This is a genomic window from Paenibacillus sp. 01T424 (genome assembly GCF_056398745.1).
In genome coordinates this window covers 158,394-181,070 of the sequence record NZ_JBFTPZ010000001.1, presented here as the reverse complement: position 1 = coordinate 181,070, position 22,677 = coordinate 158,394, and the positions used below count along the sequence as shown (strand labels likewise).

General features: G+C 44.0%; 17 protein-coding genes. 12 read left to right on the top strand and 5 right to left on the bottom strand.

The window, feature by feature from the left end; translation table 11 throughout:
- Positions 1-10: 10 nt before the first annotated feature.
- Positions 11-493 carry a CcdC family protein gene (locus tag AC1DPK_RS00655; protein WP_441880315.1) on the bottom strand — a complete coding sequence of 161 codons (483 nt, stop codon included), beginning with the start codon at positions 491-493 and terminating at the stop codon, positions 11-13.
- 625 nt (positions 494-1,118) lie between these two features.
- Here AC1DPK_RS00655 and AC1DPK_RS00650 point away from each other — a divergent pair.
- Positions 1,119-6,560 (top strand): glycosyl hydrolase family 8, encoded by a 5,442-nt coding sequence (locus AC1DPK_RS00650; protein ID WP_477508943.1) that lies wholly within the window; start codon positions 1,119-1,121, stop codon positions 6,558-6,560.
- A 101-nt stretch (positions 6,561-6,661) separates the two neighbouring features.
- Here the strand turns inward: AC1DPK_RS00650 and AC1DPK_RS00645 are convergent, their stop codons facing one another.
- The 4 genes from AC1DPK_RS00645 to AC1DPK_RS00630 are packed head-to-tail and all read right to left on the bottom strand — an operon-like array spanning position 6,662 to position 10,768.
- The gene (locus tag AC1DPK_RS00645; RefSeq protein WP_441880319.1) at positions 6,662-7,789 is read right to left on the bottom strand and encodes a GerAB/ArcD/ProY family transporter; all 1,128 of its coding nucleotides are present in this window, start codon (positions 7,787-7,789) and stop codon (positions 6,662-6,664) included.
- A gap of 13 nt (positions 7,790-7,802) precedes the next feature.
- A complete protein-coding gene (locus AC1DPK_RS00640; protein ID WP_477508942.1) occupies positions 7,803-8,036 on the bottom strand; it encodes a hypothetical protein in 234 nt (77 codons plus the stop codon).
- 12 nt (positions 8,037-8,048) lie between these two features.
- Positions 8,049-9,269 carry a Ger(x)C family spore germination protein gene (locus AC1DPK_RS00635; protein ID WP_477508941.1) on the bottom strand — a complete coding sequence of 407 codons (1,221 nt, stop codon included), beginning with the start codon at positions 9,267-9,269 and terminating at the stop codon, positions 8,049-8,051.
- Positions 9,266-10,768 carry a spore germination protein gene (locus AC1DPK_RS00630; RefSeq protein ID WP_477508940.1) on the bottom strand — a complete coding sequence of 501 codons (1,503 nt, stop codon included), beginning with the start codon at positions 10,766-10,768 and terminating at the stop codon, positions 9,266-9,268. Before AC1DPK_RS00630 ends, AC1DPK_RS00635 begins: the two co-directional genes overlap by 4 nt.
- A 257-nt stretch (positions 10,769-11,025) precedes the next feature.
- Here AC1DPK_RS00630 and AC1DPK_RS00625 point away from each other — a divergent pair, with 257 nt between their 5' ends.
- The 11 genes from AC1DPK_RS00625 to AC1DPK_RS00575 all read left to right on the top strand — a co-directional run bounded on the left by AC1DPK_RS00625 (position 11,026) and on the right by AC1DPK_RS00575 (position 22,661).
- Positions 11,026-11,547, top strand: coding sequence for a GNAT family N-acetyltransferase (locus tag AC1DPK_RS00625; RefSeq protein WP_441880327.1), 522 nt, complete (start codon positions 11,026-11,028; stop codon positions 11,545-11,547).
- Between the two features lie 234 nt (positions 11,548-11,781).
- Positions 11,782-12,585, top strand: a complete 804-nt coding sequence (locus AC1DPK_RS00620; RefSeq protein ID WP_441880329.1) for a carbonic anhydrase — start codon at positions 11,782-11,784, stop codon at positions 12,583-12,585.
- Between the two features lie 544 nt (positions 12,586-13,129).
- Positions 13,130-14,482 carry a lytic polysaccharide monooxygenase gene (locus AC1DPK_RS00615; protein ID WP_477509120.1) on the top strand — a complete coding sequence of 451 codons (1,353 nt, stop codon included), beginning with the start codon at positions 13,130-13,132 and terminating at the stop codon, positions 14,480-14,482.
- A 442-nt stretch (positions 14,483-14,924) separates the two neighbouring features.
- Positions 14,925-15,200 carry an acyl carrier protein gene (locus AC1DPK_RS00610; protein ID WP_339204325.1) on the top strand — a complete coding sequence of 92 codons (276 nt, stop codon included), beginning with the start codon at positions 14,925-14,927 and terminating at the stop codon, positions 15,198-15,200.
- Complete coding sequence (locus tag AC1DPK_RS00605) at positions 15,187-16,662, top strand: ATP-grasp domain-containing protein (RefSeq protein WP_477508939.1); 1,476 nt, start codon at positions 15,187-15,189, stop codon at positions 16,660-16,662. Before AC1DPK_RS00610 ends, AC1DPK_RS00605 begins: the two co-directional genes overlap by 14 nt.
- 22 nt (positions 16,663-16,684) lie before the next feature.
- Positions 16,685-17,791 (top strand): hypothetical protein, encoded by a 1,107-nt coding sequence (locus tag AC1DPK_RS00600; RefSeq protein WP_477508938.1) that lies wholly within the window; start codon positions 16,685-16,687, stop codon positions 17,789-17,791.
- Positions 17,763-18,938 (top strand): radical SAM protein, encoded by a 1,176-nt coding sequence (locus AC1DPK_RS00595; RefSeq protein ID WP_477508937.1) that lies wholly within the window; start codon positions 17,763-17,765, stop codon positions 18,936-18,938. Before AC1DPK_RS00600 ends, AC1DPK_RS00595 begins: the two co-directional genes overlap by 29 nt.
- 16 nt (positions 18,939-18,954) lie before the next feature.
- Positions 18,955-19,938, top strand: coding sequence for an ABC transporter ATP-binding protein (locus AC1DPK_RS00590; RefSeq protein WP_477508936.1), 984 nt, complete (start codon positions 18,955-18,957; stop codon positions 19,936-19,938).
- Entirely contained in the window at positions 19,935-20,744 is an 810-nt protein-coding gene (locus AC1DPK_RS00585) for an ABC transporter permease (RefSeq protein WP_477508935.1), read from the top strand. Before AC1DPK_RS00590 ends, AC1DPK_RS00585 begins: the two co-directional genes overlap by 4 nt.
- Before the next feature lie 12 nt (positions 20,745-20,756).
- On the top strand, positions 20,757-21,560 hold the full coding sequence (locus tag AC1DPK_RS00580) for an ABC transporter permease (RefSeq protein WP_477508934.1): 804 nt from the start codon (positions 20,757-20,759) through the stop codon (positions 21,558-21,560).
- A 75-nt stretch (positions 21,561-21,635) separates the two neighbouring features.
- Positions 21,636-22,661, top strand: coding sequence for a zinc-dependent alcohol dehydrogenase (locus AC1DPK_RS00575; protein WP_477508933.1), 1,026 nt, complete (start codon positions 21,636-21,638; stop codon positions 22,659-22,661).
- Positions 22,662-22,677: the final 16 nt, after the last annotated feature.

The following is a 22,677-nucleotide window of genomic DNA, read 5'->3' as shown; positions in this document are numbered from 1 at the left end:
CAACCAAACTTTAGTTTATTTTAGACAATTGCAATTGGTTGGCCACACGCCGAAATTTGATAAACGAAAAAACTCTCCACGGAATGATATAACCGAAAGCTACTAGCATGAATAAAGCTGTTTTACCTTGAGGATCCAAGTCGGACAATTCTTGACGCAGAGCAAACCGTATGAACACAATACCTATGAAAGCTGCGATAAATCCCCAGTTTTTCTTAGAATAAATCAAATTGTCATCTCTCACTTCGTAATTAGTCGTCCAAATCAATGGGATGGAAAATATAACGCCAAGCCCGAAGGCTATTCCAAAAGCCCAAGCCGGTTCATTCACGTTAGGGTTAATAATTAAAGACAGGCCAGGGATTATGAATAACAGAGGAATCAGCAATCGAATCCCGTTCCCCCGTATTGGACGGTACATGCTTCTCGTCCTTCTCCACAAAACTAAAACGGCTATAAAAGCGATCATCATATAAAAAGTGTTTCCGTTCATTTTCTCGCTCACCTCATCGATTTGATACTTTTATCTTAATTGTTTTGGCATGCCTTATTTAGTGATAAAGGTAATTTTCTTAATATGACGATAGTCATTTTATGGGGTACTGGGAATCCTTGTGCTTGATCGCTCTTTCATAAAACTAAATAAACCTCTTACTCTTCTTATTTTCATCACAGCTAAACGCACCTTTTCTCGAAAACTCGAATACTAATTAATGTATATTTTAAGCATTTTAGGAAGTCTATGCATCTGAAAAGTCAACGCTATTCAAATTTACAAATAATTTAAGCGCTTATACTTAAAATAATTAATGAATTCGTTTTTCTTATAGGAACGGGGAGAAAAAGTGCGAAATAAGGAGAAAAATTTGAATTGGACAGGTAAATAGCTCTGAAATTCGTAGAAAAATCCTTGGAAGTGATTGACAGGGCTTTCCTTACAGGATAAACTCTTTTTTGAAGATTAAAGCGTTTAAACTTTTAGGTAATTTAAAATCGACCTGAAAGAGGGGGTGGAGCCAAGAGTGATTGTGAAAACCAAATATTTATGACAGCGCATTCAAAGAATTGGACTTTTTGATCATTCGTTTTCATTATGGAAAAGAAAAGAGGTTAAGTATATGCATAGTAGAAACAAACGGAAAAAATCATTTCATGTAATGACTTGTATATTATTAACGTTCATCATGTTGACAACCACTTTCTCCAACTTTGTTGCTGCCGCGGATGAACCAGCTGCTGTGAGTAACGGAGCAGAGAAGGTTGCGGAATGGATATTTCCGAATGAAGGGGATAATGGCATCTCCATAGCAACAGGCGGTGTTTACGGAGCGGCTTCCTTGTTCCAAAATGTCGGTGGAACGTTTGAATACTATAGCGGGAGCAACAAGGATCTTAGTTATCAAGGCTGGAGCGGTGATTTTAGCCAAAAATATTGGCTTGCTACGATCTCGACTAAAGGCTATAAAAATTTAACCTTGTCATCGGAGCAAACTTCTTCCGGCTCCGGACCACGTGATTTTAAACTGCAGATGAGTACGGACCGGGCGACATGGACGGATGTACCGAACGGTGCGGTTAAAATGACTAAAGGAGTATACAGTTGTCCGCCTAACGATGAATGCAAACTGAAAAACGTTGCGATTCCAAGTGAAGCGAATGATCAGGAGCTTCTGTATCTTCGCTGGGTCGTTAGCTCGGGACAGAACACAAATGGCAATAGTGATGGAATTGGAGGCGGAGGCTCCAGCAAAATCAGAAACATTCTGGTTCAAGGGGAGCGTATAGATAACTCGGCCATTCGTGTACCGACTATTGATCTGGTTAAGCTTCCAAAGGACAAGGCTGAAAATGTATCGGTGGATGCGCCGTTGACCGTGAAGTTTAATAAGGCCATCTCTTTAGATACCGCATCTGCTGTAAGCATTGTCGACAATGAGAATAAATCATTAGCCGGTGTTTCACTGGAAGTTGTTGGTGGAAACACGCTTAAGATTAATCATCCTGAGTTTAGTTATGGCAAAACGTATACGATCTCTGTTCCGAAATCATTAATCAAAGGTACTGACGAAGTAACTCAGATTCGTGATTTGACATGGAGCTTTAGCATACAACAATCGCCTTTCTTGCCGAAAATGATCAATATGACATTTAACGGTGATCCCAAGACGAGTATCGCTCTAGCATGGTATACCGATACGATGACAGACTCTGTCGTTCAAGTCGTTGAGGCTTCGAAAATGTCAGGGAATGTCTTCCCGGCAGATGGAGTAGTCAGCTATAAAGGAACGGCGGAGGAAATTGAAACCTTTATGACAGAAGCTGATCGTGATTCCAACACATTCACGAAATTCATCAGTCATAAAGCAATCGCAAGAGAGCTGAAACCAGGTACAGCTTATAAATTCCGAGTTGGCAATGGAGAAGAAGGCAGCTGGAGCATTATTGGTTCATTTACAACGGATACTGCAGCTAACCAACCTTTCCGCTTTATTGCAGGATCGGATTCGCAGGCTTCTAATAAGTCTGATTTTGAACCGTGGGCAGATACGTTTAGGAAAGCAGTCGATTATACTCTCGATCCTAAATTTCTGATCAGTGCAGGCGATTTGGTCGACAATGGAGATTTGGAAGAGCAATGGCAGTGGATGCTGGGCTTAGCACAGGATTCTCTCACGAATGTTCCTTATGTGCCTGTACTTGGCGGTCATGAAGTGAATGATTATGACGGTGATGTAACGACGCCTAATAATAATTTCTATAACCACTTCAACTTGCCTAAGCAAACGGTTGCCGGAACGGATGAAGGTTCTGTTTATTCCTTCGAGTATGGCGACGCGCTCTTCATGGTATTCAATTCCCAATATGAAGGCGGACTTGCTGCGAATGGGAAAGATGTAGAATGGGCAGATAAAGAGTTCTGGGATCAAGTGAAATGGATGCAAAACACAGTAGCAAAAAGCGATAAAAAATGGAAGTTCGTCACTTTCCATAAAGGACCTTACGGAGCTGGTGACAATTCAGCGCAATGGGAAGATGAGCGGGTTCAATTTTACAAAAAGTATCTCATTCCTGAATTTGACGAAATGGGCATCGATATGGTGTTCGAAGCTCATGATCATATGTATATGAGATCATTCCAAATGTTAAATGATGAGATCATTAAAGATTTTAAAATCGACGAGGAAGGCAATGCCATCGATCCTAAAGGTACAGTCTACCTGATGTCTAATGCGTTCGGAAATAAATTTTACGAAAAAAATAATCAGCATTATATTGATGAAAATGGGGATGCACAAGAAGTAAAGGATGAGAACGGCAATCCCATTCCTTATGATGATTACTTTGCTGAGATTGACACTCAACCATTCAAGAAAATGTTTACGGATGTGTCTATTTCGGATAAAGTACTTGCTTTTACCGCATTCACAGCAGCTGTTGCAGACGAAAAAGCTGAAAATACAGTTGGCAAGGGATTGAAAGCTTATGATGACTACGGAATCAGAAGAACGGATACGAAGCCGGAGAAAGTAGAGAACGTCAAGGTGAAGGTGGAAGGGGATAAAGCGATTTTATCTTGGAAGAAGCCTTCTACAGGAACTGAGCCGGTTAGAGGATTTAGAATTTACGAGAAGAACGACAAAGTAGCAGCACACTGGAGCGAATATATTTCGGCAACTGGCAATCAAACAGAATACAGCTTAGAAATTAAAGACATCAACCCTAATAAGAAATATGATTTTATCGTTAAGGCCGTTGGAACGAGAGACAATTCCGCTCCGGTGGAAGTCACAACGATTGAAAATGGTTCCGAGAATGAGCCGCCTTCAGCACCAACAAGCTTAACTGGAAAAGCTATATCCCCGTATCAGAACGAATTGACTTGGGCGGCATCTTCAGGAAACATCATCGTGGCAGGTTATAATGTGTACCGTGATGGCGTGAAAGTTGGCGCAACATCAAGCTCGAAGCTATCCTATTCCGATACAGGTTTAGCTGCAAACAGCACTTATACGTATGAAGTGAAAGCAATTAATCAAGAGGGACTAGAATCGCTTGCAAGCCATTCGATAAGTTTGAAGACGAAGCCGGCTGCTGCGGGTGAAGGTCCACTTAAAGCTTTCCCTCAGCATACCGCTTATGCGGACGGCACAATTAAGCCAAATCATATTACGCAAGCTGATATGGATAATACCGTGTCAAGATTATATGACGAGTGGAAAACGAAATATTTGAAAGAGAATCCATATACCTCAGGCCAATATTATGTGTGGTATGCGGATGGAGACTGGTTTGAAGAGAATGAGATTACCGTTTCTGAAGCTCATGGCTACGGAATGCTGATCACCGCTCTAATGGCAGGCCATGATAAAGATGCGAAGAAGTATTTTGACGGCATGTATCGTTATTTCAGAGCACATCCAAGCGAAATTAATCCAGACCTCATGGCTTGGCAGCAAGCTGATAATGGTAAAGCGATTATTGATATTAACGGTGTGGATTCAGCTACAGATGGAGATATGGATATTGCCTATGCACTTCTTCTTGCGAGTGAGCAATGGGGAAATGATGGGGAAATTGATTATTTGGCTCAGGCTCGTAAAGTAATAAAAGCCATTATGGATAGTGAAGTCAACCAAAAGGATTGGGTATTAAGAATTGCCGATTGGGCAACTAGCGGCGAGTATGAAAATGCTACCCGTCCTTCGGATTTCATGCTGCAGCATATGAAGGATTTTGCTGTTGTTTCCGGCGATGACCGTTGGAATCAGGTAGTCGACAAAACCTATAACGTGATGGAAAGCCTTTATAAAAATTTCAGTCCGAACGCTGGTCTGCTCCCAGACTTTGTCGTGAAGGATACTGACAGCGGAAGCTTTGTACCTGCACCGCCTTCCTTTTTAGAATCAGATACGGACGGCGATTATAGCTACAACTCATCCCGCACACCATGGCGCATAGGCACAGACTATCTCATTACAGGGGAAAAACGTGCAAAAGATCAGTTAAGTACATTAAATGAGTGGATTCGTAAAAAGACGGATAACGATCCACAAAATATTTTGGCGGGCTATAAATTGGATGGCTCGGAAGCGATAGCTGATTATCAAGATATCACTTTCTCAGCTCCGCTAATGGTTAGTGCAATGATCGATTCATCCAATCAAGAATGGCTAAATAAGCTATGGGATCATAATACGGCTGTTAAAACGGAAGATGATTTATATTTTGGTAATAACCTCCGTTTGCTCAGCATGATCGTCGTATCCGGCAACTGGTGGACACCAACTATCGTTGATACGGATGCGCCTACTGATCCATCGAATTTGAAAGCAGAAGCGGGTTCCAGCACTCAAATTAATTTGACGTGGTCTGCTTCTACTGACAATTTGGGAGTAGCAGGCTACAAGGTTTTCCGCAATGGTATTGAGCTGGCAACAACAACAAGTACATCTTATAGTGATACAGGGTTAAGCTCGGAAACAGCTTACCAGTATTATGTCATCGCATTCGATCATGCGAATAATTTCTCCAAGGCAAGCAATGCGAGAAATATTACGACACCTAAAGCGCCAACCGGCGGTAATTCAGGCGGCGGCACTGGTATAACAGAGATTGTATCTACGAATGGAAAAGCAACAATACCGGCTGGTTACTCAGCAAAGGTGAGTTTAGGTGAGAAAATTAAAGTCACGATCCCAGCTGGAGCAACAGCTCAGGAAATTATTCTGACCATTGAAGAACTGCTGGATACGGCTAAGCTTTTCTCGAAAGTCGATATTCCTCTCAGCTCAGTTTTTGAAGTGTTGAAAAATAGTTCGGGTAAATTCAGCAAAAATGTAACACTCGTCTTTGAATTTAATTCATCGCTGCTTAAAGAGAATCAAACGGCAGCTGTATTCTACTTCGATGAGACGAGCAAAAAATGGGTATCTATTGGAGGCAAGATAAACGGTAATAAAATTGAAGTTGAAGTGGATCACTTTACGAAATTTGCTGTCATGGCAATAAATAAAAATCAACTGAACTTCAAGGATATTGATGGTCACTGGGCACAGCTGAATATCCAAAAGGCAGTGGCAGAAGGCTTTGTAAATGGTTATTCAGACGGCACATTTAAGCCGAATATTTCGGTAACACGTGCGGAGTTTGCAGTGATGATGATGCAAATGCTGAAGCCGCAAACAAGCGGAAGCGAGCTGCAATTTAAAGATAAGTCTGCTATTGGCGCGTGGGCGGTTAAGGCAGTAGCTCAGGCTGTTGAGGCTGGTATTCTTACAGGTTATGAGGATGGCAGCTTCCGTCCAAATGCAAGCATATCAAGAGCCGAGATGGTTGCTATGATTGCAAAAGTTACTGGCCTTGATGCAGATGCAAGCGGTAAAACAGGCTTTGCTGATGACAGTGCTATACCTGCATGGGCTAAGAAGGCTGCAGAAACGGCGAAGAAGCAAGGAATTGTACAAGGACGCAGCGGTAATAAATTTGAGCCAACTGGCGTTGCTACCCGTGCTGAAGCGGTTACTGTGCTGCTGAAATTGAAAGAAGTTATAGGGAAATAATGTCTGAGCTTTACCGTCATTTATGCTTTGCAACGGAGCCGCCTTTTGAGGCGGCTCCGTTTTATTAAACAAACCTCCGATTTGTCTTCTCCCCATCACAGCTATACTTGCTCATTCTCAGTTGTATTTTCCTGCTTACTTTTACTCTCGCCCGGTGCACGAATCAGTAATATACCTAGAATGAACAAGGGTATAAATATCGTGAAAATCGTAGCAAAGGGTGTCCAGTTTTTGGTGAGGAAATCATTGACGGAAATCGTATTTGTGTAACATAACAGCGCTAGAGCGATCAAGCCAAATCCCATGGGTATGACATATGGTTTCGGATCCTTCAATTTGAATAGCTGGCAGAGCCCAATCAACGATGCATCAAACGTCAGCACAATCTTCATCACGATAGATAAAATCCAAATGAACATCATAATCCCTTCAATACGTTCAAGAAAATGGCCGATGTTAATATTTTTCGCCAGTACGTAGGCCGGAAATAATTGATTAGCGGTGACGGCAGCTCCCATTACGCCTATACATCCCACAGTAATGATGATCAGTACAATTCCACCGATTACAGTTCCCCATACAAAGCCTCGTCCTCTTTTTGCTGATTTCGCTACGTAAGGATAAATCATGAGCAGCACAATCATTTCCTGAAAACCGGAAAAGGAGAAGCCTGCTTTTACAATGGGCTTAAAGCCATACTCCAGTATGGGTTCAAAGTCTAGAAATTCTATTTGAGGGAAGATAGGTATGATTAGAAAGCAGAGCATAAAAAATAGGATCGGAAAAAATATTTGTACCGCACGGGAATAAACGACCATGCCTGCTCGTACGGCAAATATAACGATAATGACAAAAATAATTAATAATATTTCAATCGGAGTTTCCGGCAAGGTTTGTGTGGTTAGAAAAAAACCGAGATCCCCAATCATTAGAGAGGTGAGCAAATAGAAAAAAGCGATAAAGCAAAGACCGAATACATTGCCGATCCACTTTCCAAAAGCAAGATGGCACATCTCGATAAGTGTTTTGTCCCCATAACGGTTACCGAGACTGACATAAATGAGGACGCTTAGAGAGTTGAGACCGATTCCTACTATGGCTGCGATCCAAGCATCCTGTTTCGCTACCAAAGTAAGTCCTGCAGGCGTAATGAGGATGGAGGTACCAATCATGAAAAAAATGACTAATATCGTGAAACTGCGAACACTTAAAGTATCTGGCTTCATCATCGGTCTTTTCCTTTCAGGACATCAAGGAGTAGATTGCACGAGCGTAAGGAGATATTATTTTTTCTATCCATTCCAGAGGGTTAGGCGGTATGTTCATATACATGAAAGCCAGACTGCCAGAGGTTGCTGTTATCATAATGAATACAACCAGTAGAAGCTCTTTCATCCTGCGCTTGCCGAATAGGGGTGGGATTTCAACAATGGAAACCCACGTCCATGCACCGATTACACCTATCCATAACCACATAGCTGCCGCCACCTATTTTTTAATTGTGCTTCTAATAGACTGTACCGTAGTCCCAATTCGCCGAATAGTGCACTGAGATTGAACGGTGATATTCACATTTTCGAATATTTTATCCCAATCGTTAATGCCATGCCACATTTTCGGGTTGGAACGATGAAGTGCTGAACCAAATCCAAATATATCTGCTTTAACTTGCTTTTGAAATTTGTGAATCGTGCGGCTCAGTATATCTTCCAGTGTCTTATCGGCCAGCTTGTTTAATTTGGCTAACGTTTCCGGCTGAGTGATATCAAGCTCGCAGCTAATGTCTGTTATATCCTGCTCCGTTTTTAAAATGACTTCGAATGCAGGAGTTTCATTTTTCGTATTTACGCGTATATCCGTATGAGAGTGGACGACTTGAAGACTTACGTTCCCTTTGCTTTCCGGACATGCAATCGTGCCAGTTGTTTTGACAATATTATTTTGAATATAATTGAGCGCCTTTGTGTCGTTTTCATTCAGCCAGCCTACCATACGATCCCGTTTGAAAGCGGCCATACCGGTGTATTTGAGGATGACCTTTGGTTCAACATTTACAGCATCAGTTATTTTATCGCCTTTTGAAGGATTGCCTTCGATTTCGATAGCGGTTAAAGTCGCACCTTTTCCTTGCTGGGATAAATCTTGAATCAGCTTGTCCAATGTGATTTTTCCGGTTGCAGCCCATATTCGGTCAGAGGTCTCCAGCTTGGTGTACAAGTTATTCGCAGGAATCGGATCTATAGGGCTGTACATGTTTAAAAGTTCACTAGCTGTTGTTTTTTTAGCTACAATGAGATAAAAATCTGTTCTCATCTCACGGTTTCTTGCGATAAAATCAAGCGGCTTGCTGATTCCGCTGCGTGCCACTTCCTCACCTATAATCAATATCCGCAGGTGTGGGTAATAGAGCTGTCGTGCTGCTTTAACTGTCATTCTGCTGAGGGCATCCGGTATTGAAACGCCTATTGCTTCATAGGCGACTACTGGACTGTAGTGGTTTGATCCTGCTTGTTTATTGCTTACCTGGCCTGGATTAACAATCTGTACGGTTACATTGTATTTATCGCCTTTCTTATCGATAGCAAGCCCTACCACGATGCTAAGCTCGTTTAACTCATGTCTGCTCCAGCAAGCAGTCATGAGAATGGCGGAGATTAGAAGAACGATGACGACGAGCGCCAGCCTGAAAAATGAAGTAGAACGTATCATGATTTTTTCTGCCTCATTAGATTTTTTGGTTTAAGGCTTTTGGGGCGTGTAATCATGGAGCGCAATGGCATACGAAAAAGAGTATCTTTCTGATCTGTTCGGTTGAAGGGAGCTAGCGGCGCCATATAAGGAACGCCAAATGACGTGAGGCTGCATAGATGAAAAATGATCCCAATGATACAGATAAATACGCCGTACAATCCAAAGGATGCTGCCATGATCATCAGCAAAAACCGGATAATCCGAGCCGCAATGCCTAGATTAAAAGCAGGGAGTACGAAATTCGAAATGGCCGTTATGGAAACCACAATCACCATGGCAGCGCTGACGAGGCCAGCTTCTACAGCGGCTTGTCCGACAACCAGTGTTCCTACGATGGAGATCGATTGTCCAATCGTTTTTGGCATTCGTACACTGGCCTCACGGAGAATCTCAAAGGTAATCTCCATGACCAGCGCTTCTATAAAGGCTGGGAAAGGAACGCCTTCTCGCTGGCTGGCTAGGTTATAGAGCAATGTCGTTGGAAGCAGCTCTTGGTGAAACGTTGTAATCGCAATATAGAAAGAGGGTGTAATGGTAGCTATAAGAAAACACAAAAAGCGGAGCAAACGAATCAGTGTGCTGAAATCCGTCCGTTCGTAATAATCCTCGCTTGATTGAAAAAACTGCGTAAACAGTGCAGGAACGAGCAGTGCAAATGGAGTTCCATCCACCATAATCGCGACTCTTCCCTCCAGCAAACCAGCAGCAACCACATCAGGTCTCTCCGAATTAAATATGGTTGGAAAAGGTGAATATTTCTTATCTTGAATATGTTCTTCTATATAGTTGCTTTCAAGAATGCCGTCGATATCGATTTTCTGCAATCGTTCTCTAACCATTTCAAGCACACTATCCGAAACAAGATTTTCGATAAAAATGATCGAAACGTCAGTCTGAGTGACACTTCCTATTTTATAGGTCTCAAACCATAGGTGCCGACTGTTGATTTTTCTGCGAATCATAGCGGTGTTCCAACTCAACACTTCAGTAAAACCTTCACGGGGACCGCGCACCACAGATTGAACATTAGGTTCTTCCACCGCGCGTGCTTTCAAATCTTTTGTGTCAACAGAAAGAGCTTGCGCACAATTATCTAGAAGAAGGATGCTGTTTCCAGCAAGCAGCATTTCAAATACTTCATTAAATAAAGTCAGATTAAATACGGCACCTTCAGGAATGACACGATCTCTATAGTAGTCCATCAATTCTGTAGGGGTAGAATACTGATTGCTCTCATGGTTTCCCATATAGACGGATTGAAGCATAGAGCTTGAGCTTGATAACCCATCAATATATACAATAGCTCCATGGATAGGCATATTATTTGCTAAATTCACTTGGAAATGGCGTGAAACCAGGTCAGGGCTATGACCGAGATTATCCTGCAGCATTTTTAAATTAGTGTTTAAATCTGTTTGCAACGGCTGGTCATTAATGTTGTCTGTTGGATTAATCATCTGAGTACCTCTGATCTGATGGTTAATATGGTATGGTTTAGTTAGGATATCCTCATTTTCCATATAGATACATATTTGTTGTGGCAACATCACGACATTGGAGTTTATAATTGCAGTAACTGCTAAAATGAATGACGGCACAGTTCAAACATTTGATTCTATGACTAGCTTTAGTGATAATGAGAAGGTCAAAGCGAAATTCATATTAACTTTGCCGCTATGGTGGGGGCATAATCTACTAAAAGAGGGTTGAACCAATGAATATTATAATTAGACAAGAAAACAATGAAGACGTTAACGAAATCTACCATGTCGTACAAAAAGCATTTGAAAATGCTGACTATTCAGATCATGATGAGCATAACTTGGTGAACAGGCTTAGGCTTTCAGCGAACTATATTCCGGAGTTATCTCTTGTAGCTGAATACGAGGACAAGATCGTGGGTCATATTCTTTTTACAGAAATAAAAGTAGGCAATCAGACGCTGATTGCTCTTGCACCTGTTGCTGTATTGCCAGAAATGCAAAGCAAGAGCATAGGGAAACAGCTGATAATAGAAGGCCACAAAATCGCTGCACGGCTTGGTTATAAAGGTTCCATTGTTTTGGGTCATGATAAGTATTATCCGAAGTATGGTTATAAAAAAGCCAGTCAATATGGTATCGAAGCACCATTCGAGGTTTCTGACGATAACTTTATGGCATTGGAGCTTATAGATGCTGGACTTTCAGATGTCCATGGGGTTGTAGAATATGCTAAAGAGTTTTTTGAAAAGTAGATGATAAACGGGAGAGTGGAGCAACTGCTGCGGCAGTTGCTCCATTATTTATGTTTGCCAGTAATCATCATGATGAAAATATGAGTTTTATGTTCAAAATATTCAATATGCGCAAAATATTTCTAATTATTTACAGTTATCCAAGTTGTTGGTACTATACTGTAGGAGGTGTTCGAAGCAGCGTACCGCTTTTGTATCATTCAATCATAACTTATTAAGGAGATGAATTAATTTATGAGCACACGTTTGACTAAATTTCTCACAAGCGCAGCTATGCTAGTTCTACTAGCTTCAACTGTCGCTTATGCAGCACCAGCATCAAAATCCGAGAGCGAAGCACCGCATTGGAGCTATGATGGCAGCACTGGACCAGAGCACTGGGCCCATCTTAATGCGGAATATGCTGCTTGCAGTGCTGGAGTGGAGCAATCACCAATCGATATACACAGCGACGAAGCAAATAAAAGTGGCAACAAAACGAAGGTGACCGTCCATTACAAACCAACCACCTTTACCTTTGGCAATAGCGGACATACCATTCAAGCCAATACATCTTCAGCTGCCAATCAGTTGACAATAGGCGATACTAAGTACACATTGGCTCAATTCCATTTCCATACACCGAGTGAGCATTTAATAGACGGAAAAGCATCCCCCTTGGAGCTGCACTTTGTACATAAGAGCAAGACTGGAAATCTAGCTGTGCTAGGCGTACTTATTAAGGAGGGTAAAGGAAACCCGGCCTTGACTGAAATTTGGTCCAAGCTGCCCAAAACAAAGACAGCTGCTGATTTTATTTTGAAAAACAAAATTGATCTCAGCAAGCTTCTTCCTAGTGATCTGGACGCTTATCGCTACCAAGGATCACTGACGACTCCACCTTGTTCCGAGGGAGTGAAGTGGACTGTTCTAGAGAAGCCTATCGAAATGTCGAAAGCTCAAATAAAAGCATTTCAAGTGATATTCCCTGATAATCATCGTCCTGTTCAACCCCAAAATAAACGTACCATTGCTGAAATAGAAGTAAAAGCAATTTAACATAGGAGAACCATGTAAGTATCCTAATATGCTGCAATGACGAAAACAAATTTAGGTCTTTAAACACAAAAAATGGTAATAAATACATCCTTGTATCATAAGCTTAGGTCGTTGGGGTTGGGTGCAAGACCTATTTTGAGTGTAAAAAATATTAGTTCTAAAATAGCAGTGCAAAATAATAACGTTTACATTATGATTGATTCATAGAACATTCCTCAGCTACAATCCGATTTTAGGGCCATTCATCTCCACCACACTTCGGTACAAACATCCGGAAAGTTTTGGCTTTTTACCAAACCTCACACCTTCCCATGAACCCAAACCATACCCATTTTGCTTTTACTGCTCATTTTTTAATGCGTGTATAAGCTCTTAGGAGTTTATATAAATTCGGATTTTAAAGGAGTTGGTTGCTTAAAAGTGAACCTATCTTTATAGACGTCGCAGCTATGATGAGAGGGGGGAAATGATACTGATATCCGCATGCTGTTAGGAAATGGATGGATTCTAAAACCAGACCAAAAACCTAGGAGGTAATGTGATGATGAATCAGATTCATAGGAGTTCGAGTTTGAAAAAGCGTGTGTTGGTAGCTTGTCTCGGTCTGCTGCTCCTATTAACCAGTATGATTGCTTTTGTTAAGCCTGTTTCTGCTCATGGTTATATCGATAATCCTGCAAGTCGGGCGATACAATGTAAAAATGGACTGAATACGAACTGTGGAGCAATTATTTATGAGCCGCAAAGCCTCGAAGGATTAAAAGGTTTTCCAGCAGCTGGACCTGCAGATGGTAAAATCGCCAGTGCCGGCCTTGCTGCCTTCGCAAATCTTGACCAACAAACAGCTACTCGCTGGAATAAGGTCAATATTAGCAGCGGTACCAATACATTTACTTGGAAGTTCACAGCCCGTCATGCGACGACAAGTTATCGCTATTTTATTACCAAGCAAGATTGGAATCCGAATGCTCCGCTTTCACGTGCACAGCTTGATCTGACACCGTTCTGTACAGTACAGGGGAACGGTCAACAGCCTCCTGCAACGTTGTCCCATACCTGTAGTGTACCAGAGAGAACTGGTTATCAAATCATCCTTGCCGTATGGGATATTTATGATACACCAAACGCTTGGTATAACGTAATTGATGTTCAGTTTGGCGCTTCAGACAACGTTGCCCCAACTACTCCAACGAACCTTACAGCAGSTACAGTCGGTACAACAACAGCTTCACTATCATGGGGAGCTTCAATGGACAATAATGGTGTCTCAGGTTATGAGATTTATTCCGGCTCTAACACCTCGCCAATAGCTACCGTTCCGGGAAATCAATTAAATGTCAACCTGACGAATTTGATTGCCGGAACCACCTATAACTTAACCGTCAAAGCGTTTGATTCCTCCGGTAATCGATCTCCAGCCAGCAATAGTGTACAAATAACGACGGTTCAGATCCCGAACGACACGACTCCGCCAACTAACCCGTCTGGACTTCATGTCATGGGAGCGGCTGGCTCAAATTCACTTACGCTGATGTGGAACGCCTCAACGGATGCTTCTGGCATCGCTGGTTACCGCATTTATGTCGGTTCAAATGTCGTCGCAACAGTAACGGGCACAGCTACCGAGAAGCTCGTTACGGGTCTTACTCCTAATACGTCATATACGTTCACGGTTCGTGCTATTGATCCATCTCAAAACGAATCCGGCAACAGCAATGCAGTCACCGCTACGACGGCTCAAGGGCCAAGCGCTGCACCATGGGCTGCTAACACGGCATATGCAGCGAATGCTCTAGTCTCATACAATGGTGCGACGTATAAATGTATCCAACCGCACACTTCGTTAGCAGGCTGGGAGCCTAGCAACGTTCCCGCGCTGTGGCAGCTGCAGCCATAAACTAATTAAGCCCTCGGAGTTGAATGGGAGCTCCGGGGGGCTTTTTTGTTTTAGATGAAAATAGTACAAAAAACTAAAACTAGCTGCAACAAAATAATGGTTAGATTAGTTTTTTGGATTTTAGGTTAAAAAGCCCTAAATAAGTGGTCAGTTTTGAATGGAATGAATCAATATTGGTGTATGAATTTGTCGTATTCCAATGCCGAGGTTTGAAATTAGATGATTCTTGCTACCTATTCGAAGGGTGTTCACGAAATAATACTGAAAAATAGTGTAAATGATCTACTCTATTCTCGTTGACAGATTCTTGCTAGAGTATGATAATAATTGTAATTTATAGGAATTGGAGGGATAAACAAGAATTTGTTTTTATTTGGTTGGAATTTGTGAAAGTGAGGATTCGGATGCTCCTCATACATTAAACCTTTAAAGGAGTGTAGTAATGTTCGATAAAATCGCTGATATTTTGTGCATGATCAAAGAAGACCAGCCGGAACTCCGCCATTCCCTCTCCCCTGAAACGAATCTGAACAATGATATTGGCCTTGATTCTTTGCAAATGATCCAGTTTATGCTCCAAGTCGAGGATCAGTTGAATGTGGCCATTGACTATGACGAATTCGATTATGAGCATCTCCAGTCGATCGGAGCTTTTATTCAGTTTGTGAAAAGCTGCCAGCCGCAAGGCCAGCCGTTGTACGAAGATGCAAAGTCGTAAAGCCGACGTGATTGCGAAAATGGTTATGGGTACCTTCGACCCCGAAACGAGGTGGAGAGATCCTGATCTGGCCCGGCTGCCCGCTATGCCAGACAAGGATAGTGAGTCCATTGTCCTGTGCATGGATGAGCTGCTCTTTCCGTTTTGCGGGCCTAATGATATCCTCTACATCCGTTGCAAAATCAACCCAGCACTGCATGAGTATCTAAATGGGCTAGGTTTTTCGTTTGGAACTCGTTATCACTATGATTTGAATGATGAGAAGGATCCCTTGCCCGAACCGGACTTATTTAAATCTTGCATGTTCAGGCTTGCGGCCGATCAAGCAAGGCTCTCCAAACCGGCAAACAAAGTGCTTCAGACGACCGGTTCCGGTTTTCCTGAGGGTGCGGTTTTGCAGCAGATGAAATCACAGGGTGAAGAGAGGTTCTCCCGTGCTGCCAAAATAGTGTCCCCGTACGCCATAACATCGGATACGGAAGCGTACCTATACGCCGCCGAACCTAGCGGTTCCTTGCCAGATCTAGAGACGGTTGTACGTGTTAATTCAAAGCTGTATTCCAACAGGCTCTTGGTTAGAATAGGCGAGAAGTGTTACGGCATGGAGGCGAACAGCGCAGCAGAAATAGAGACGGTTGGAAGTGCTCTATTGAAGCAGGGGCACTATTTATTAAAAGATCCCTTCGGCGTTGCTGGCAAAGGCAATATGCTCATTGACAGCGAATCCATGCAGCGAAGAATAACGGATCACTTGCATAAACAGGAGGAAAGAGGTTTGCGCTCTCAATTCCTGCTTGAGCCGCTGCTAAAGAAAAAGACCGATTTCAGCTCTCACTGGTTCATCAAGGAGAGTGGTGAGGCGGAGTTCATTTCAGTTCAGCGGATGATTAATCACCAGCAAAACTACAGCGGATCTATCAAAGCGGATGAAGTTTTTATCAGCATGTTGGAGAACGCTGGCTATTTCAACGTGATGGAGAAGGCGCTCCGTCTGCTGGCGGGAGACGGCTACCACGGCTTTGTCTGCTTTGACTCCATGATATTGGAGGACGGAGAAGTCGTATCGATTGTAGAGATTAACGCCCGCAAGTCCATGGGTCTTATTAACGCGTATCTCGATAAATGTTGGGAAACGTACGGACATAGCGGTTGGCTTACGTTTTTATCCCTCGGATTACCGGAAGGCTTCGAGTTTGGCACTCTACTGCACGCACTGCACACATCTAAACTTCTGTTGACAACCCCCTCAGGGTACGGGGTTGTTCCTCTATCATCCAATACCGTAATGATAAACGAGATTCTGACTCGCCGCCGAATGGCGGAGGGAACGCAATACAAACGAGGCATGCCGAAGGGACGGCTTTATGTCTCGGTCGTAGGCCGAGATGATGAACACCGCAGCGAACTGATTAACAGCTTGCGACAGGTGCTCGCCGACTTATCCGTTAAAGTGTACAACTAAATTTGGAACGCGGGAGCTGAGCATGAATTCATCTTCAGTTATTTTGCTGGCGTCGGGTAATTCGCTCGGCGCGTACATTCCGGCTATGCATCTGCATACGTACCTGCAATGCATAGGAGTCGAAACGGATATTTACGTTCTGGAGAGCTTGTATGACGAAAAAGTGCGAAGCAAGATCAGATCCACCAAAAAAGCATTTCATGCGGATTTCGCCGTTGCTCTTATGGGGCATAAGCTGGCCAAACCCGTTGACAATTCCTTGGACGAGGTAGAGGTTCAAAGACTGCTGAACGCTTGGAAACAGGCCGATGTCACCCGTTTTGCAGTGTTTACGGGTTTCTGGCTGCCTATACTGGAGCGTTACAAGGCAGATTCTAACAAGCAATTGGACATCCGGCTGATCCGACTGGATGCGTGGGATACCCCGTCGTTTAAGGTACATAAGCAGTTGTACCCCGTCTATAAGAACGTTTGGTTTTACGACCTTCAAAAAAAGTCTCCGGGCAGTTACATCGCTTCAGACGAAGCGGAGCCTTTGCCTTTCTGGCAGCGCGCCGGACGCATTCTGATCCATGGCGGTGGCTGGGGAATCGGCACCTATGCCATGACGATCTCAGAACTTCGAATGCTCGGACACCGTCTGGATGTCATTGTTTACGATCCTTCAGAGGTGAAGGAGGACGACGGGTCCATGCGATATTTTGGTACGGAGGTCTCCTGGGACCCATGGAGCAGGGACAAACAAGGGAGACATTCTTTCCCGCCTATGATTCAATATATCCGTGAAAACGGAATTCTCAGGGAGTATCCCCTCAAGGATTACTCAGCTTACACCGAGCTGATGCGCAATTGCTGGGCGATCATCAGTAAGCCGGGGGGAGCGACTTTGAACGATTCGTTGTCGCTTGGAATCCCTTTTGTCATGTTGGAGCCATTCGGTGACCATGAGCTCCATAATTCAACCTATTGGGAATCTTGTGGACTCRGAATCCGCTTTACGGAGTGGAAAAACCAACGTTTTTCGGAGCATTTGCTCGAGGAGACTTGCACACGATTATTAGAGCATCGGTCAAAAATTAACCATTTCGGGAGGATCACCTATGCAGCCGAAAACAGCAGTTACGTTTGACCAAATTACGTTTCGTAATATGAAAAGAACGCTGGTTCCGCTGGCGGAAACCGGAAGGAAGCGCAGAGATGATCCAACTTATGCAGCACCCGTGCCTTATGAGATAGGAATCAAGCTTAATAATGGCTGCAACTTACGCTGCACACATTGCTTTGAGTGGAATCCGGATGGCTTCCATCACGGTTTTGCCAAAGAAGTGAAGAAAGATGAAATCGATATTCCCGTCGTGGAGAAGATTTTGGCTGAAACAAGAGCACGCAAATCACGTGTTTTCCTGTGGGGCGGCGAACCGTTATTTTACTCCAAATTCGATGAGCTGGCAGAGCTGCTATCCAAAGAAGAGCGTTACACGACGATTTGCACGAATGCGATTCTCATTGAGCAGAAGCTGGATTCCATTCTGAAAATGTCAGAAAATCTGGTCATGCTGGTCAGTCTTGAAGGCTTCGAGAAGGAAAATGACGCGATCCGAGGTAAAGGCACGTTTAAAAAAGTAATCCATGCGATTCAGCTGCTGCTGGATCTGAAAAAGCAGGGTATATATAAAGGCAAGGTTTCTGTAGCCTTGACGGTTAACGACCAGATGGTCGGCAAGCTTTACAGCTTTATGGAATTTTTTGAAGAGATGGGCGTAGATTCTGTCTATTTCTGCTTCCCCTGGTATATCCCTTCTGATACGGCGGATAGAATGGACACCTACTTCGATGCTCATTTCCCGCACCTTGCCTCCCGCTTTGCAGACGATCACAAGAATAGTTGGCACTCCTTCACGTTTCACATCTCGCCAGACAATTTTGATATTTTGCTCGAAGAGCTTAATCGCGTGAATTCCCGAATTTGGAATGTGCGTGTCCGTTATCAGCCTGCGCTGGAGCCCGAAGAGGTGGAAGGATTTATTCGGGGCAGCGAGAAACCGGCTATGAATCGTACGAAGTGCTTTTCGATCTCGAATCGGATGGATGTGATGCCGGACGGCAAAGTGAATCCGTGCAAATTTTTCCCGGAATTCAGTGTTGGCAATTTGTACGAGGAAAGCGTAGCCGATGTTTTTCACGGTGAAGATCTTCGGAAACAGCGCGAAATTGTTGCCTGCGGTTTAATGCCGATATGCTCTAAGTGTGTGCTGCTGTACAACAATGGAGTTTAAGCCAGGAGGAACGGGGATGGACTATATCCGTGTGCGGGAGCTGCACAAATCGTTCGTGTACTATCGGAAAGCTGCGGGGCTTAAAAATTCGCTGAAAAATTTATTTGCTCGCAAGTCGCTGGTGAAGGAAGCGGTCAAATCTCTTTCTTTTGACATAGGCCCCGGCGAATGCGTCGGATTTCTCGGTCCAAACGGGGCGGGTAAAACAACAACGCTCAAAATGCTGTCTGGCATTCTCTATCCGACAGGCGGAGAAGCCGATGTGTTTGGCTATGTGCCATGGGAGCGGAAGAATGAGTTCAAACGGCTATTTTCCATTGTGATGGGGCAGAAAAATCAGCTTTGGTGGGACCTTCCAGCTAACGAATCGATTTATTTGAACAAATGCATTTATGACGTCGAGGATAATCTCTACCACCGGAGTCTTGCAGAGCTATCGGAAATGCTAGATGTGCAGGATCTTCTGAACGTGCAGGTACGCAGGCTGTCGCTGGGCGAAAGGATGAAAATGGAGCTGATCGCCGCGCTTATCCACCGCCCTAGGCTGCTTTATCTCGATGAACCGACGATCGGGCTTGATTTCCCCTCCCAGAAGAAGGTTAGAGAGTTTCTGAAATACTACAATGAGCAGTTTGGTGCGACGATTTTGCTTACGAGCCATTACATGAAGGATGTGGAGGACCTCTGCAAGCGGACGATCATTATTAATGAAGGAAGTCTTCTGTACGATGGGGATCTTCACAAGATCAACGACCTGTTTGACGAGCAGAAAATTATAAGGCTGCACTTCTCCGAACCTGTTGCCCAGCAGCGGCTGGCCAAATTCGGGAAAATTGTAAGCGGAGACGAATGCAACGTTGTTTTAGAGCTGCCCAAGCATCGCTTAAAGGAAGTGTCGCGCGCCGTGCTCGATTCGTTTCCAATCATCGACTGGACGATAGAAGACGTACCGATCGAGGAGAGCATTTCCATGCTCTATCGCAAGGAAGCCGTAGGATGAACAGACGCAGATTGTACATGGCCGTTTTTAGGGTGGGTGTCCAGCATTCGATGGAATACCGATTTCACTTCTTTCTTGGTCTTCTTGGGGCTGCTTTTCCGATTCTCGTTCAATATTTTATTTGGACGGCGGTGTACGAACATTCCGGCAAAACGGCGTTGTTCTCGTATTCATATGGTCAAATTATTTTGTATACGATCTTGGCAGGGCTGGTGTCCAAGCTGATTGCTACCCAGTTTGAGCACGAGATTGCCGGCGATATTAAGAATGGCGGCCTTAACAAATATTTGATTAAGCCAGTCAGCTACTTCGGGTACCGGCTGATGTCTTTTATCGGTCAAAAGGCGATTTATTACGTTATTACCGCACTTTTGCTTATTTGTATGATCTGGATTTCAGCCGCTAGGGATGTGCTGGATATCGAGGTCGTACGTATAATCTTGTTCACTGTGACGCTGTGGGGTGCGCTTCTGCTCAACTTTTTGATCGCCTACTGCATTTGCGCCAGCGCTTTTTATTTGCATGAAATCTCATACTTTTTTGTGATTACAAGTTTGCTAGTCAATATTTTGAGCGGTGGCATGTTCCCTTTGGAAATTTTCGGGGAATCGGTTGTAAAGGCGCTTCAATATACTCCTTTTCCGTATACCATTTATTTTCCGGTGAATGTTCTGAGCGGTAAAACAGGGACGATGGCTATGTATCAGGGGCTGTTTATTCAGGTTGGATGGATATTGCTCTTCTTGCTCATTTCCCGTCTGACTTGGCGCGTATCCATAAAGAAATATTCGGCGGTTGGGGGGTAGCAGACGTTCCATATGTTTAAAATTGCGAGAAAATACTTGCGCCTGTACGGTATGTTTATCAAAAATTGTCTCATCGCTCAGATGGAGTTTCGGGGCAATTTTGTGATGAGCCTGCTTGTCGAATCTGTCTATCTGCTTGCCAAGCTTTTGTATGTGCTCGTCGTGTTTCGCACTGATCTACATGTAGAAGGCATACCGCCCGAAGGGTTGCTCCTATTTATAGGCATGCACACCGTCGTTACGGGAATGTATGTCGGGTTGTTTTTTACAAATTTCATGAAAATTCCTGAGTATATTAAAGACGGCTCGCTTGATTTGATGATTACGAAGCCCGTTTCCCTGCAGTTCATGGCATCTTTGCGATACGTCGATCTGGCGCTGCCAATTCCCGATATTTTGGTCGGTTTCACTATGGTCGGAATCGGCTGGCATGCGATGGATATTCCGTTGTCGTTCCTTCAACTTGCGGGATTTGCTTTAATGCTGCTGGTCTCGGTTGTCATCACGTACTGCCTAATGATTATCCCAGCGCTGCTTTCATTCTGGTTCGTCCAGACGGGGGCTATGTCGGATATCGCCCATTCCGCCTGGGATGCCAACAATTTCCCTATGGCTATTTATCCTGTTTGGGTCCGCAGAATCGGGACCTTCGTTATTCCACTGTTTCTTATTACTAATTTCGGACCAATGTTCCTGCTTGGACAGCTCAGCTGGTTATATGCAGGAATGGCGCTGATCGGTTCCCTTCTGCTCTTCGCAGCTGTACGGCTGCTTTGGAATCAGGCTGTGAAGGGATATAGCAGCGCGAGCAGTTAAGATGATTTTGCGATCATAAGGAAATTACAAATATCAGCATCTATATCCCATGCCTAGAAAAGGAAGTGTCATCGCATGCCGGACATGGCGACAACGCAAGACCGTACCTCGATAAATTGCGTTTTTCAGGCGCCAGATCGAATTGAGCTTTTAGAGGAACAGGTGCCGAAGCCAGAACGAGGACAAATTTTATGTGCAGCCAAAAAATCACTAATAAGTACAGGAACGGAGCTGGCTTGTCTAAAGGGGCGTTTCGATGAAGGAACGGTCTGGTCCTCTTGGGTTCGGTATCCATTCTATCCCGGTTACTCGATGGCGGCGCAAGTGCTGGAGACAGGCATTGGAGTGGAGGGAATAAAGCCCGGCGATCGGGTCATCTGCCCGGCTGGTCACCGGCAATATTTCCTCGCAGACTATAAGGAAGCGGCAATTATACCAGATTCAATCCGTGACGAAGAGGCGGTTTTTACACAGATTGCGAAGGTTGCTCTTCTAGGGATTCTGCGCGCAGAACCCGCCTTTGGTGAAAGAGTGGGAGTTGTTGGACTTGGTCTTATCGGCCAGCTTGTCATTCAGTATCTGAATTCCAGTGGTGCAAGGCAGATTATTGCGATTGCTCCGGAAAGCACCCGCCTGAACCAAGCCCTTAGAAGCGGTGCGACCGATCTGCTGAATCTTACGGTAGCCGAAGCATTCGGAGCGGTAGAACAACTTACTGATGGCAAAATGCTGGACACGATATATGATGTGACGGGTTCTTATGCGGTATTGCCCTACTGCACACAGCTGACACGGGACCTCGGAAAAGTCATTCTGTTAGGTGACTCGACAGAGCCTTCAAAACAGACGATCGGTCCCAAAGTCGTTTTTAATTCGGTCAGCATATTAGGCATTCACGGCCGAATGATGGAAGGTTTTAATGGCTGGACGGAGGAGGATATGAACATGTTCATATTCGAATCTATCCGTCGTGGGAAATTGGACGTCGCAAGTCTCATAACGGAAGAAGCAAGCCCGCTCGAAGCTGTATCGGTTTATTCCCGGCTCTCCGGGAGTAAGCCTGATTTGTTAGGCGTTTTATTCGATTGGACGCAATTGTAACGTCAGAGGAGGAATA